This is a genomic window from Nonlabens xiamenensis (genome assembly GCF_003865345.1).
GTDB classification, from domain to species: Bacteria; Bacteroidota; Bacteroidia; order Flavobacteriales; family Flavobacteriaceae; genus Nonlabens; species Nonlabens xiamenensis.
Genome location: NZ_RMVE01000001.1, coordinates 199,576 through 213,464, shown reverse-complemented (window position 1 = coordinate 213,464; position 13,889 = coordinate 199,576). Strand labels below are relative to the sequence as shown.

The 13,889-nt window shown below is 42.3% G+C and carries 10 protein-coding genes; 5 read left to right on the top strand and 5 right to left on the bottom strand.

Translation table 11 applies throughout. From position 1 onward, the window contains the following. The first annotated feature begins 4 nt into the window (after positions 1 to 4). The gene (gene amaB / locus EGM47_RS00945; protein ID WP_124978894.1) at positions 5 to 1,558 is read left to right on the top strand and encodes an L-piperidine-6-carboxylate dehydrogenase; all 1,554 of its coding nucleotides are present in this window, start codon (positions 5 to 7) and stop codon (positions 1,556 to 1,558) included. Between the two features lie 188 nt (positions 1,559 to 1,746). Here the strand turns inward: amaB and EGM47_RS00940 are convergent, their stop codons facing one another. Both EGM47_RS00940 and EGM47_RS00935 read right to left on the bottom strand, forming a co-directional pair. Beyond that, the gene (locus EGM47_RS00940; RefSeq protein WP_124978893.1) at positions 1,747 to 2,280 is read right to left on the bottom strand and encodes a DUF6933 domain-containing protein; all 534 of its coding nucleotides are present in this window, start codon (positions 2,278 to 2,280) and stop codon (positions 1,747 to 1,749) included. A gap of 53 nt (positions 2,281 to 2,333) precedes the next feature. After that, on the bottom strand, positions 2,334 to 3,476 hold the full coding sequence (locus EGM47_RS00935; RefSeq protein ID WP_164510799.1) for a DegT/DnrJ/EryC1/StrS family aminotransferase: 1,143 nt from the start codon (positions 3,474 to 3,476) through the stop codon (positions 2,334 to 2,336). A gap of 118 nt (positions 3,477 to 3,594) precedes the next feature. On the opposite strand from EGM47_RS00935, the gene EGM47_RS00930 reads away from it, so the two are divergent. Both EGM47_RS00930 and EGM47_RS00925 read left to right on the top strand, forming a co-directional pair. Continuing rightward, a complete protein-coding gene (locus tag EGM47_RS00930; protein ID WP_124978892.1) occupies positions 3,595 to 4,860 on the top strand; it encodes a 3-deoxy-D-manno-octulosonic acid transferase in 1,266 nt (421 codons plus the stop codon). Then, positions 4,838 to 5,812: a peptidase associated/transthyretin-like domain-containing protein gene (locus EGM47_RS00925; RefSeq protein WP_124978891.1), complete on the top strand. Its 975-nt coding sequence runs from the start codon at positions 4,838 to 4,840 to the stop codon at positions 5,810 to 5,812. The genes EGM47_RS00930 and EGM47_RS00925 overlap by 23 nt, the downstream gene beginning before the upstream one ends. Before the next feature lie 244 nt (positions 5,813 to 6,056). Here the strand turns inward: EGM47_RS00925 and EGM47_RS00920 are convergent, their stop codons facing one another. Further along, positions 6,057 to 8,513, bottom strand: coding sequence for a ligase-associated DNA damage response DEXH box helicase (locus tag EGM47_RS00920; protein ID WP_124978890.1), 2,457 nt, complete (start codon positions 8,511 to 8,513; stop codon positions 6,057 to 6,059). Positions 8,514 to 8,681: 168 nt separating this feature from the next. Between EGM47_RS00920 and EGM47_RS00915 the strand changes: the two genes are divergently transcribed. Then, a complete protein-coding gene (locus EGM47_RS00915; protein ID WP_124978889.1) occupies positions 8,682 to 8,987 on the top strand; it encodes a hypothetical protein in 306 nt (101 codons plus the stop codon). Between the two features lie 50 nt (positions 8,988 to 9,037). Here the strand turns inward: EGM47_RS00915 and EGM47_RS00910 are convergent, their stop codons facing one another. Then, positions 9,038 to 10,099, bottom strand: a complete 1,062-nt coding sequence (locus EGM47_RS00910; RefSeq protein ID WP_124978888.1) for a hypothetical protein — start codon at positions 10,097 to 10,099, stop codon at positions 9,038 to 9,040. Between the two features lie 378 nt (positions 10,100 to 10,477). Beyond that, positions 10,478 to 11,017, bottom strand: coding sequence for an alpha-ketoglutarate decarboxylase (locus EGM47_RS00905; RefSeq protein ID WP_124978887.1), 540 nt, complete (start codon positions 11,015 to 11,017; stop codon positions 10,478 to 10,480). 113 nt (positions 11,018 to 11,130) lie between these two features. Here EGM47_RS00905 and EGM47_RS00900 point away from each other — a divergent pair, with 113 nt between their 5' ends. Beyond that, complete coding sequence (locus EGM47_RS00900) at positions 11,131 to 13,887, top strand: 2-oxoglutarate dehydrogenase E1 component (protein WP_124978886.1); 2,757 nt, start codon at positions 11,131 to 11,133, stop codon at positions 13,885 to 13,887. Positions 13,888 to 13,889 lie beyond the last annotated feature (2 nt).

Here is a 13,889-nt window from a genome sequence, read left to right as displayed (position 1 = left end):
ATTCATGTCAACACTTGCAAAGGAATTTGGGATCGATAAAGCTTTAGCACAACTCGGTCTTCAAGAAACTAATCATGGGACTTCCACTGGAAACCAGCATTTTGGTAGCGGTCCTGAAATTAAGTCGTCCTCACCGGTCGATGGAGCTGCAATTGCCAAAGTAACCACAACTACCCAAGAAGATTATGAAAAGGTGATTGCTTCCGCGAAAGCGGCATTTATGGAATGGCGGGTAATCCCAGCTCCACAACGTGGCGAGGTTGTACGACAGTTTGGTGAAGAGTTAAGAAGATTAAAAGAACCACTTGGAAAACTGGTATCTTATGAAATGGGAAAATCCTACCAGGAAGGTTTAGGAGAAGTCCAGGAAATGATAGATATCTGTGACTTTGCCGTCGGACTTTCTCGACAGCTTCATGGATTGACTATGCATTCTGAGCGACCCGGGCATCGTATGTATGAGCAATATCATCCCTTGGGAATTGTAGGTATCATTAGTGCATTTAATTTCCCGGTTGCCGTTTGGGCCTGGAATACGGCTTTGGCTTGGGTATGCGGTGATGTTTGTGTCTGGAAACCTAGTGAGAAGACCCCTCTTTGTGGGGTAGCTTGCCAGCAGATCATTGCAGGCGTGCTTAAAAAGAACAATTTGCCAGAGGGAATTTCATGTCTGATCAATGGTGATTACAAAGTGGGAGAGATGATGACCACAGACAAACGTGTTCCAATGGTAAGTGCAACAGGTTCCACGCGAATGGGAAGAATAGTTGCAAGCACGGTAGGCGAGCGTTTAGGAAAATCATTATTGGAATTAGGCGGTAATAATGCCATAATCGTCACCCCAGACGCGGATATCAAGATGACAGTTATTGGTGCTGTATTTGGTGCGGTGGGTACCGCTGGTCAGCGCTGTACCTCTACAAGGAGAATTATCATTCATGAAAAAATGTATGACAAGGTCAAAGATGCCATTGTCGATGCCTATCAGCAACTTAAAATTGGCAATCCCCTGGATGAAAATAACCACGTAGGTCCCCTCATTGATCAGGATGCGGTAAAGAACTACCAAAAAGCCTTGAAAGATGTGGTCGATCAAGGCGGAAACATATTGGTCGAAGGAGGTGTTCTCAGTGGCCAAGGCTTTGAGAGTGGATGCTACGTAAAGCCAGCAATCGCTGAAGCCAGCAATGATATGGCTATCGTACAACATGAAACCTTTGCCCCTGTATTATATCTATTAAAATATAAGGGAGATGTAGAAAATGCCATTGAGATCCAAAACGGCGTGGATCAAGGATTGTCTAGTGCAATCATGACCAATAATTTAAGGGAGGCAGAGCGTTTCCTTTCTCATGCTGGTAGTGATTGCGGAATCGCCAATGTCAACATAGGTACCAGTGGGGCTGAAATAGGCGGAGCTTTTGGTGGTGAAAAAGACACCGGAGGCGGTCGTGAATCTGGTTCAGACGCTTGGAAAGTCTATATGAGAAGACAAACCAATACCATCAATTATACTACGGAGCTTCCTTTGGCCCAGGGAATCAAATTTGATTTGTAGCCATATAAGCCTACTCACTTTTTATCTATGCCGTCTCATCTCTTGAGGCGGCTTTATATATTTTTCAAATCAAGCGAGATACGTGGGTTTTCATTAATCAATCGTTTCTCAGGAGATCAATTGGGACCATCAACGTTCTCACCATTGATGAGCATTACAACGGACGTTAGTGAGGAATTACGCCAGAGTTAAGCTTTACTGAGTAGCTTTCCCATTTCCTCAATGGAAGTAGTGTAGTCTGATGACTTGTGGCTGGGAATCAATTTGATGTAGTTTTTATTCATCCGATGGTTGAGGTCTTTGATCGGCATATCCTCAAAACTTAAAAATTCATTTTTCCAATATTCCATATCCTGCAAACGCTGGTTTTGAAAAGACAAAGTGGTTCGGTCATTATCCGTTCGCATCAGATGCAATTGGCCAATCAACGCTTCCAATTGGGTGTAATCTGTGATAATGCCATCATATACGAGTTGACCGTAAAAAGTTTCCTTGAAGATACTGGAAAAATCTGCCATATCGCTAGCCTTTACATCAGGAAGGATAACATTGTATTTGGTAAACGCATTGGAGACTAACCAGCATTTCTTACGATGCAGATGGAACAATTGAGCGTTCCATTTCCCCAATTTACCTGTACTAAGCATATCCTTTTCTCCACTTACCCATTTTTCGATCTGTGCCTGTAACTTTTTGGAGGTATGGATGGTGGTGTGTTTCACATTTTAAGGTTTTTTGATTTTGTTTTATGGGCTGAAAGAGTAATCAAAAAATCTTAAGATTTGGCGTTGGATATATAGTCGAGTACAGCAGTTGTAATGAATTTGATTTGTTCATCATCCAGTTCCGTGTGCATGGGAAGGGAAATACATTCCTTTACCAATTGATTTGTCACGGGAAAGTCTGCTTCGTTATAGCGTTTATCCTGATAGGCCTTCTGCCGGTGTAACGGTATTGGATAATATACTCCGCAGGGAATGCCTTTATCTTGCAGATGTTTGACCAGGCCATCCCGATCTACATCTTTGATCAGTAAAGTGTACTGGTGGAAAACATGACAATCACACTGATCACAGACCAGGGGTGTGATGATACTTTCTTCGTGGGCCAATGCTGCGGTATATTTTCTAGCGGCGTCCCTACGATCGTTGTTATATTGATCCAGATGGGGCAATTTAGCTCTCAATACTACTGCCTGCATGGAATCTAGTCTGGAATTCACGCCAACAACATCATGGTGATATCGCTCGTACATTCCGTGGTTCACGATCCCCCTAATGGTGTGGGCAAGATCATCATCATTGGTAAAAATGGCTCCTCCATCACCATAGCAGCCCAGGTTTTTGGAGGGAAAAAATGAGGTTGTTCCCACATGACCGATGGTCCCTGTTTTTGATTTTCTGCCGTCGGAATGTAGGTAATTGGCACCTATTCCCTGTGCATTATCTTCAATCACATATAGATTGTGTTTGTCGGCCAGCTCCATAATTTCGTCCATCGCGGCTGCCTGCCCAAATAAATGTACAGGTACAATCGCCTTGGTTTTTGGGGTGATGGCTGCTTTGATCGCTTCAATATCTATATTGAAATTATAATGATTCACATCTACTAATACAGGTGTCAGACGCAGCAAGGCAATTACTTCAACCGTTGCGGCAAAAGTAAAATCAGCTGTGATGACCTCGTCACCTGGTTCAAGCCCCAATCCCATCATAGCAATTTGCAGCGCATCTGTACCGTTGGCACAAGGGATCACATGTTTTACCTCCAGATATTCTTCCATTTCTTTTTGGAAGGCATGTACTTCTGGACCGTTGATAAAAGCTGCAGAACCAATAACTTCCTCCAGTCCCTGATTCACTTGTTCCTTGATTCCTTCATACTGACCTTGTAGGTCAACCATCTGTATCTTTCGCATTGATTTTTTGTTATTGTCGGCTTTTAACTAGTTTGGCAGACTTAAGGTAAAAATACGTATTAAAGCTGGCATCACCCAAACCTAAATTTTACACTACATTTGGTAAAAACTGCCTGTAGTGAAGAAGTTGTATGATATTTTTACCGCTTTCGCGAAAGCGAGCCTTCCCGTGGTCGGTGCGTTTAGTGAAAAGTTGAATAAAGGGGTCAAGGGCCGTGAACGCGCCTGGGATATCCTTGACCAAAAGGTGAAAAGCTCTTTGCCCAAAGTTTGGGTGCATGCGGCCAGTCTGGGTGAATTTGAGCAAGTTGTGCCTGTGTTACAACACATTAACCGCGAGAGGTATCAAGTGGTATTGACCTTTTTTTCACCTAGTGGTTACGAAAACAAAAAGGATACACCACTGGCCGATGTGGTGACTTATCTTCCGCTGGATGCAGTAGACAATGTGAACAAGTTTATAGCCACTGTAGAACCCAGTTTGGCTATTATGGTGAAGTACGAGTTTTGGCCCAATTATCTACAAGCACTTGGCCGTACCGATTGCCATACCGTTTTGGTGAGTGGTATTTTTAGACAGAACATGGCTTTTCACCGATGGTATGGCCGCTGGATGACCAAATCATTGGAGGCTTTTGATCACTTCTTTCTGCAAAATCATTCTTCTCTTGAAGAATTAAATTCGTTGGGATTCTCTAATGCGAGTGTGGCTGGTGATACTAGATTTGACCGGGCTAGCCAACTCATTGAAAGGAATAATAACCTCCCTTTTTTGGAAGAGTTTATCAAACAAAAAAAGTGCGTCGTCATCGGTAGTTCTTGGCCTGAAGACATCGAAATTTTTACGAATTGGCTCAGCCAAAACGAAAAGACTGGGCAATATAAAGTGGTGATAGCACCGCATGAGGTAGGGCCAAAAAAAATAGATGCCCTTCAACAACAATTAGGCTATGAACCGATTTACTGGTCAGCGGTTACTACTGGGATCAACATAGATCATAGTTCATCATCTACCTTGGTCATTGATAGTATAGGCTTGCTCACAAAAGCCTATAGTTATGCAGATGTCGCATACGTAGGCGGTGGTATGGGGACCAAGGGTCTACACAATATTCTTGAAGCCGCTACTTTTGGAGTGCCTGTGTTGATCGGTAAGAATTATGAAAAATTTCCGGAAGCAGGCAAGTTAGAAGACCTGGGCGGATTGTTTTCGGTAGTTGATGCGGCTGATTTGGAACAGAGTTTGAAGCGTCTGCTGGAGGATGATCAGTTGCGAGAAAAGACAGGAATGATTTGTGGGCACTGGATCAATAGTAATACGGGAGCGACGCAATTAATTGTCGACCATTTAAAAACTTGGGATGAAAAACTTATTTTGGATTAGTCTAATCGGTCTATTGGCGCAAGGCGTCTGGGCGCAGGATGTACAGATCAAAGATGCCGAAAGCCTTGAGCCTATCGCTTTTGCCACCATCAGCTTTGGGAACGGTAAAGGCACCTTTGCCGATGATGAAGGCAGTTTCAGGTTTTCCAAAAAATTATATGCCGATGTGGATTCCCTCTTCTTTTCTAGCATTGGCTATGCTGATAAAGGTGTAGCTGTAAACGAGCTGTCGGATACGGTACTACTTAATCAGGAAGCAGATGAACTGGAGACCGTCGTTCTGACCACAGCGCTCACTGGAAAATTTAAAACCAAGGAAATTGACGAACAAGGTCATGAGAATTATTTTGATTGCTGGTTGCCCACAGTAGAGAGTGAGATTGCCGTTAGATTTGATCGGTATGAAGGTGAGCCTAGCCAAATTATCCAGCTCAAACTACCAGTGCTGGTGGAGGAAAGTCAGGTGAGCAAGAAAGGAAAGTTAAGACGCTTTTCCACCATGTTCAGGGTATCCTTTTACGATGTTGATCCAGATGGAAGCCCTTCAAGGAAGTCCTATTATCCCTCAAAAACCTTTATCATTGATCAAACGACAGAAGAAACTTTTGAACTCAACATCGAGGACTTAAAAATCAATATACCCGTTGGAGGCCTGTTTGCCAGCATTCAGGTCTTGGGCTATACTAAACCAGATGGCAAGTTAATCAAGGCTAAAAAATATCGAGAGATCAAAACCAGGACTGGTGTAGAAAAAGTATCTACTACCTATAGGCCACTATTGCCTTTTACAGATGAAATAGAAGGTAAAAAAACCTGGGTAAGACGTATCTTCTTCAACAACAAAACCTGGCAATTGTTTGACCTTACCTACAATCCCAACAGTAAGCTCGTAAGCTCAGGACACGATAATTATGGAATGGGAGCCGAATTCAAGGTGTACTACAGGGACTGAAACCGCCACCGTGTTGAGTTGCCTATTCAGCGGATTAGTTGAGTTGTTTGATGCTCGAAGAACTTTGTTTTTCTTGTATATGCTATTATCGACCAGTTCCACAACCGCCGTATCCTATCAGCACATCTAGTCTCACAGTTTTATCTGGATTTTTTAAATCATCGAGACAAGGTGATGGAATACATCTTGGCAGCTTAATTCGAGGTAAAGCTCAATAATCGGTTGTTTTGATTGATAAAACCCCTTATTCCCACTGCAATTGCATGCGTTTGATCCGATCTGAGAGTTTTTCACTACTCAGCTTTTCGCGTAAGCGGTCTGTAATAATGGGAAACGAAAAGGGAGTAGGCCTTTCACAGTCTTTCCAAATAATTTCTTGTTGCTCGATCCGATCCAATGCTTCCCGAAGACGGTATTGTTCGATCTCCTGCTCGTAAGTTTCAGTATAGGCCTGTCGCAAAAGCAGATTGTCAGGTTCGTTTTCCTTAAAGACTTCAAATAGGAGTTGGCTGCTGCTTTGCAGGTGCTTAGTTTTGACCGCTTTGTTGGGGTAACCGGTGAAAACCAATCCGGCAATCACGGCAATATCCCTAAATTTTCTTCGGGCCAACTCGGTAGCGTTAACGCTGGCTTCCAAATCCTGCTGTAGCATACGCGAGGTAAAAAGGTCATTATCCAGAATCTCCTGCATATCAAAGGCCTGATCACTCAACAATTCAAACCCATAGTCGTTAAAGGCCAATGAAAAGCTGATGGGTTGTAGCAAACTGATACGATAGGCCAGTAGTCCCGACATCGCCATGTGAACCATACGCCCTTCAAAGGGATAAAATACAGCGTGATAACCTTCTCTGGTTTTAAAGGTTTCAATCAGGAACTGATGATTTTGTGGAACTATGCTTTCCACCTGTTGGCGTGTAATAATATCTTTCAGCGCCTTGACTTCTGGACTACGCTTTTTACCGGTTTGAAAATACTGCATTTCTTCCCGCAGTAACTCCCCCAGCTGGGAGGTTAGTGGCATCCTGCTACCCATCCACATAGTCACTTTACCTTTTTTACGGGTGGAATTGCGCACTTGGGCTACCATTCCTTTGAGTCTGACAAATTCAAGCGTCCGTCCTGCAAACACAAAGACATCCCCCCTGGAGAGTTGGGAAATAAAATATTCTTCGATAGACCCTATATAGCCGCCAGTTACATATTTAACCGTGATATCCGTACCTGTGACAATGGTTCCCATTTGCAGTCGATGCCGCATAGCTATACGACGATCATCTATATAGTATCGACCATCGCTATCCACACTTACTTTTTTGTATTCATCATAATTCTCTAGTGTGGCGCTACCTGTCGTAATACAATGTAGGCACCATTGAAACTCTTCTGGAGTGAGGGATTGGTAGCAAAAAGTACTAATGACCTCAGGGTAGATATGGTCGGGATAAAAACCACCAGAAACAGCTAGTGTACATAGATATTGAATGAGGACATCATAGCAAAGTATATAGGGTAATCGATCTTCTACAGCCTGGGTTGCTACGGCCTTTTGCAAAGCACTGGCCTCTATCAGTTCGAGGGCATGTGTAGGTAAAAAATAAATAACTGAAGTCTCATGGGGTCGATGCCCTGATCTACCTGCACGCTGCAGAAATCTAGCCACGCCTTTTGGTCCTCCTACCTGAATAATTGTTTCTACTGGGGCAAAATCTACCCCCAAATCCAAAGATGAGGTACAGACACAAGCCTGAAGCGTTTCATTTCGTATTGCATTTTCTACCCAAATACGGGTTTCCCGATTAATGGATCCGTGATGCATGGCTACTGCACCTGCCAGTTCCGGATGTTTGGTCATAATCGCCTGGAACCAGAGTTCGCACTGTGAGCGGGTATTGGTAAAAATCAAAGTGGATTTACTCTTATGAATAATGCTGACCACTTCTTCCAGTAAGTGTAAACCCAGATGACCACGCCAAGGAAATTTATCCATGGTGGGCGGAATAATCGAACGTACCTCTATTTCTTTTTTCAATTTGGCCTTGATGAGTACGCTTTCGCGAAAGCGATCAGAATCCACTCCCAATAATACCTGTCTGGCTTGTTCAAGATTACCTATGGTAGCGCTGATGCCCCAAATACGAAGATTTGGATTGAGTCCAGCCAGACGGGAAAGACCCAACTCCATTTGAACGCCGCGTTTAGTTCCCAAAAGCTCGTGCCACTCATCAACAATCACGGCATCGCAATCTTGGAAAATCTTCTCATAACCCTTTGATGCCATCAATAAATGCAGGCTTTCAGGAGTCGTGATCAACAGGTCCGGCATGGATTTCTTTTGTGCTGCGCGTTCTTTGGTAGTCGTATCTCCAGATCGTATCCCTACCGTAAAAGGTAGTCCGATGCCGTCGACAAATTTTTTTGAGGTTTGCGCGATCTCTTGGGAAAGCGATCGCAGCGGAGTAATCCAAATAGCTTTAAGCCCTTTTTTGGGCGGCTTTTTAAAATTGGGATGTTGTTTGATATAATGCAGTACGATTGCCACCCAAAGCGCATAGGTTTTACCACTTCCGGTTGGGGCATTGAGTAAACCGTTTTTACCTGAAAGAAATGCCTCCCAAGTTTTTTTTTGAAAAGGAAATGCTTGCCAGCCTTGCTGTTCAAAATAGGATTCGGCAATATGGAATAATTCTTTTTTGTTCATGAACTCACTTTCGCGAAAGCGCAACATCTGAAATACTGCAGAGAAGAATGATTAACCTAAAAAAGATCAGGTGTTGGCGTCAGAAGATCCCTAGGTCGGTTTTAAAGTATAAGATTAAGTCATTTTGCTGGGCAAATGTGTTAGCAAGCTATTAAATTTGGTATTTGTATGTCACAACAGCTGATCAGTATTCAAGAAAAGTTAGAAGAAAAGCATCATGTTTTTATGGTGTATAGCAGTCAGGTCAATAAAGATTTAGAACGTTCTGGTTTTACGGCCATAACATCCAATCAACCCGAAGAATTTTTGGGTCTGTTGGTGGAATTACTTCAAGAAGCTATAGAGGACAGCGACCCAAGATTACAACAGCTCTATTATCTCGCTGATGTGCAAGAAAAGCACTTAGAAAAGGGTATTGTTCTAGGATTTATTTTGCGCGAATGGATCAAGATCCAGTTTAGATTAAGACAATAAAAAAACCGTTTCAATATTGAAACGGTTTTTTCATGTTATCAATTTGCTACTTACGATCCCATCTCTTCTTCGTACTCTTCGCTAGCGTCTCTTACGCGCTCACGAATCGTTTGATCTGAGTCACTGGTAAATTCTTCCATAAATTCTTCAGTAGCATCTTTACGATCCTCTGCATATTTTTTTCTGGCTTTCTTGAATTCTTTATCTAAATCGTACAAAGCTTCATCGATTTCTTCAAGATTTTCCTCCATCTCATCTTGATCAACGCCTTTTTGTTTATCCTCTTGATATTCATTCATTTCTTTTTGAACATCTTCGACAGCATCCATCACGTCATCAATTTTGAGGTAAGCAGGCATGGTATTGATCATTTGTTGAAAATCTTTGTTCAATTTTTCAACTTCTGTCAATTGTTCATTGTAGGAAGCCTCACTCATACTTGTCCAATCATTATAAACGGTAGTGTAAATTGGATAATCAGTAATTACGATCATACCTTCTTCATCATTGTAATTTACATTATTTGTAAATTCCTGGTAATCGGCATAATTAATTTCTACGCTTGTATCTAGACTTTGTCTTACGTCAGTAATTTCATTGTCTAAATCATCAACCGCTTCTTTGAGGTCCATGATATGATTTTTAACCAACTCTTCGGAAACTTCAGAATGGTTCATATCATATTGGTATTGATCCATGGCTTCTCGTACATCTTCTACCTCTTTCATTACATAGGTAGTCTTAAGATAGGCAGGCATTTCATCTACAAAATGTTCAAATGCTGTATAAGCATTTTTACCCAACATTTCATTACGGACTTCAGGGTCTACAGAAAGGTTTCTGATAGAATTTTGTAGTTCACCATAGGCCGCAAAATTTTTCACGTTGACTTGATTGTTTTCATCGACAGTCACATTGTCCCTCCATTGTTGAGACATTTCTTCGGCCTCTTGTCTGGTTATTGAACTTGCATATTCCTGATCTTCATTATCAGCCATGGTTTGTTCAGTACTGGTATCATAGTTCTCATCCAGGTTATTTTCCTTGTCGTTGTCCTTACAGGCAATCATTAAGGTTGACATTGCCAGGACACTTAATATGATCTTTTTCATAATTTTTTATTTGATGTTGGCAATATAGAATTCCTCTCGACCGTACTTTGCTAATAAAGCATTAATAATCAGGGATCTTATTCTAATTTATGTTAAGAGCCTGTAGTTTTAATAGTTTATTTTAAGAAAATAGACGTTAGAAGCGCCACAAGAAGGTCCTTCACCAACTAGTTTTCCAGGTATTTAAGGATAATTGAGGCATTGGCTCAATTGGGTAGATTTTTTGTGGGTCAAGTCTATCATGATCAACGTGGAAACACCTTTGAAGTAGCTTTTCTGATCAAATTATCAAAAGGGAGCCATGACATTCAAAAAATCTATGGCTGGCTGGACAAGAAAGGATTGTCAGTATTTAAAGTGTTAGAATAGTTGTTTGGATTAAAATAGTACCCTTACAAAAGGCTGTATACCATTGTTGTATACACTTCGGTCACGGTCAAACAAAACATCATATCTGGCACCAAATATGACATTACCCTGCCGGTATCCGGCCCCAAGGAATAAGGCTGGTACCCAATATTCATCATCAAAAGCTGGCTCGTCAAAATTCCTATTGACATTCAAATATTCAAAATCAGCGCTGAGCTGTAAGAAATCTACTGGGCTTCCCAATGCGATCAAACTACCTCCGGCAATATTGGATTTTGAGCCGATCAGGCTGGAGTTTCTGGGTGGATTAAACTCTGAATAACTGTAATTAAGTCCGACCCCTAATCCAAAAAAAGGATTGAACTGATAAATCGCTTGGGGTGCAACGATCACGGATGAAAAATTATTCCCGAAACTAGCGCCTAAATTCCCACCGAATCTTACGCGTTTCCAAAAATCTGACCCTGGATCCTGTTGGCTAAAAGAAAAACAGGAAAAAAGAATGAAAATTAGGAATATGGCAAGATTTTTTACAGAATAGGATTTCATGATTGACCGATTAACGTTTTCTACTGTTATAAATATACAAAACCTTGTGCCATGCGGAGCCAATTCTTTATTTTTGCCCTCACAACTGTTAAAAAGGATATTTCCTTCCATATATGGACAAGTTTTCATTTCTCAATGCGGCGCATACCGCATATTTTGCACAACTTTACGACGAATATTTAACGAATCCAGACCAGGTAGAACCTTCATGGCGTGCCTTCTTTCAAGGCTTTGATTTTGGGCTTGAATCTGCCGATGGGGAAGTGGTTGTGGAATATCAAGATAATGGAACCACCCAGTCTGCCCAAGTTCCTGACCAAATGCTTAAGGAATTTAGCGTGGTCAAATTGATCGATGGCTATCGTTCTAGAGGGCACCTTTTTACCAAAACCAATCCAGTTCGTGAACGAAGGGACTATGAGCCTAAATTGGATCTTGAACATTTCGGACTGACTGATGCAGACCTAGACCAAGAATTTGAATCTGGCGAGCTCATCGGATTGGGACGCACCAGCCTTAGAAATATCATCGACCACCTTAAACAGGTATACTGCGATAGTATTGGTGTGGAATACATGTACATCCGTAAGCCTCACGAGGTAAAATGGATACAGAGCTGGTTGCACAGAAACAACAATCATCCTGATTTTTCCAATGAACAAAAGGTTCAAATTCTTAAAAAGCTGAATGAAGCGGTATCATTCGAATCTTTTCTTCATACCAAATATGTTGGACAAAAACGATTTTCTCTGGAAGGGAATGAATCCCTGATCCCAGCCTTGGATGCATTGATTGAAAATGCTGCCGATAAAGGGGTGGATCAATTTGTTTTGGGTATGGCCCACCGTGGTAGACTAAATGTTCTGACCAATATTTTTGGTAAACCAGTAAAGGATATTTTTTCAGAATTTGACGGTAAAGATTACGAGCAGGACATCTTTGATGGTGATGTAAAATACCACTTGGGTTACACCAGTAAGCGACGCACCGATAATGGGAATGATATCAATATCAATATCGTGCCTAACCCATCTCACTTGGAAACAGTAGGAGCGGTTGTAGAAGGAATTGCCCGCGCCAAACAAGATATGCATACCCCAGACAACTCCTCTAATGTGTTGCCTATTGTATTACACGGTGATGCAGCCATTGCTGGACAGGGAGTGGTATATGAAGTTATACAAATGTCCCAATTGGATGCTTATAAAACGGCAGGAACTATTCATTTGGTCGTTAATAATCAGGTAGGTTTTACCACCAACTATTTAGACGCCAGGTCCAGTACGTATTGTACAGACATTGCTAAAGTTACGCTTTCGCCCGTTCTACACGTGAATGCAGATGATGCCGAGGCCGTTGTGCACGCCATGAATTTTGCCCTGGATTACCGTATGGAATTTGGACGTGATGTTTTTATCGATCTGTTGGGATATAGGAAATACGGACATAACGAGGGCGACGAGCCGAGATTTACTCAGCCGCAATTATATAAAGCTATCAGCAAGCACAAGAATCCACGTGATATCTATGCCGATAAACTTAAGGAGGAAGGTGTTGTTGACGATGACAAAGTCAAAGAGCTTGAAAAAACATATAAAGACCGTTTAGAAGAAGAGCTGGCCACTTCCCGCCAGATGGAAAATACCGTGATCACACCTTTCATGCAAGATGAGTGGGATGGTTACGAGCCAGCGACCGAGGAAGAGATGATGAAGAAGGTGGACACCGGCGTTGACCGTAAGACCTTGGAAAATATCACTGAAAAAATATCACAGCTTCCCGAAGGAGAAAGCTTTATCAGAAAAATCAAGAAGATTGTTGAAGTGCGTAAGACCATGTTTCAAGAAGACCGATTGGACTGGGCTATGGGAGAACACCTCGCCTACGGGAGCTTGATGTTAGAAGGTTATAATGTACGCATGAGTGGCCAGGATGTGGAGCGTGGAACTTTTTCCCACCGACACGCCGTGGTTAAATCAGAAAACCACGAGCACGAATTTATTTTACACAATAACATTGATGGCGCCAAGGGAAAGATGGAAATCTACAACTCTCACTTGTCAGAATATGGAGTAGTAGGTTTTGAATATGGTTATGCGCTTGCACGTCCAGATACATTAACCATTTGGGAAGCACAGTTTGGAGATTTCTCCAATGGTGCTCAGATCATGATGGACCAATACATCAGTGCAGGTGAAGACAAGTGGAAAAACCAAAACGGACTGGTCAAACTTCTACCTCACGGTTATGAAGGCCAGGGAGCAGAACATTCCAGTGCGCGTATAGAGCGATACCTGCAGCTGTGTGCCAAAGACAATATGTTTATGGCCAACTGTACCACTCCCGCCAACATGTTTCACTTGTTGAGACGCCAGATGAAGGTCAACTACCGCAAACCATTGGTGGTATTCACCCCAAAATCTCTGTTGAGATACCCTAAAGCAGTAAGTACTGTGGCCGAATTGGAGAAAGGACATTTTCAGGAAGTGATCGATGTGGATGGTGACGCTTTCGCGAAAGCGAAAACACTGGTGTTCACCTCAGGAAAATTCTATTATGACCTGCTGGAATACCGCGAGGAAAATGACCGAAAGGATGTAGCATTGGTGCGTATAGAACAATTGTTCCCATTGCCGACAGACCAGATGAAAGAAGTGATTAAGAAGTACGATGCCAAAGATGTCGTATGGGCACAGGAGGAACCGCGTAACATGGGTGCTTATTCCCACCTGATGTTGCATATGCCTGAAACAAGGACTTGGCGCGTTTGCTCAAGAAATATGTATGCCGCACCGGCTTCAGGAAGCGCGACACGCTCCAAAGCCAGACAGGCGAGAATTATAGAAGACGTTTTTAATACCAACAAATAGAA

Excerpts from the sequence above, each read along its gene's own strand:
- EGM47_RS00900 (WP_124978886.1), top strand. The coding sequence starts at position 11,131 with ATGGACAAGTTTTCATTTCTCAATGCGGCGCATACCGCATATTTTGCA.
- EGM47_RS00920 (WP_124978890.1), bottom strand. The coding sequence starts at position 8,513 with ATGAACAAAAAAGAATTATTCCATATTGCCGAATCCTATTTTGAACAG.
- EGM47_RS00935 (WP_164510799.1), bottom strand. The coding sequence starts at position 3,476 with ATGCGAAAGATACAGATGGTTGACCTACAAGGTCAGTATGAAGGAATC.
- EGM47_RS00910 (WP_124978888.1), bottom strand. The coding sequence starts at position 10,099 with ATGAAAAAGATCATATTAAGTGTCCTGGCAATGTCAACCTTAATGATT.
- amaB (WP_124978894.1), top strand. The coding sequence starts at position 5 with ATGTCAACACTTGCAAAGGAATTTGGGATCGATAAAGCTTTAGCACAA.
- EGM47_RS00925 (WP_124978891.1), top strand. The coding sequence starts at position 4,838 with ATGAAAAACTTATTTTGGATTAGTCTAATCGGTCTATTGGCGCAAGGC.
- EGM47_RS00915 (WP_124978889.1), top strand. The coding sequence starts at position 8,682 with ATGTCACAACAGCTGATCAGTATTCAAGAAAAGTTAGAAGAAAAGCAT.
- EGM47_RS00905 (WP_124978887.1), bottom strand. The coding sequence starts at position 11,017 with ATGAAATCCTATTCTGTAAAAAATCTTGCCATATTCCTAATTTTCATT.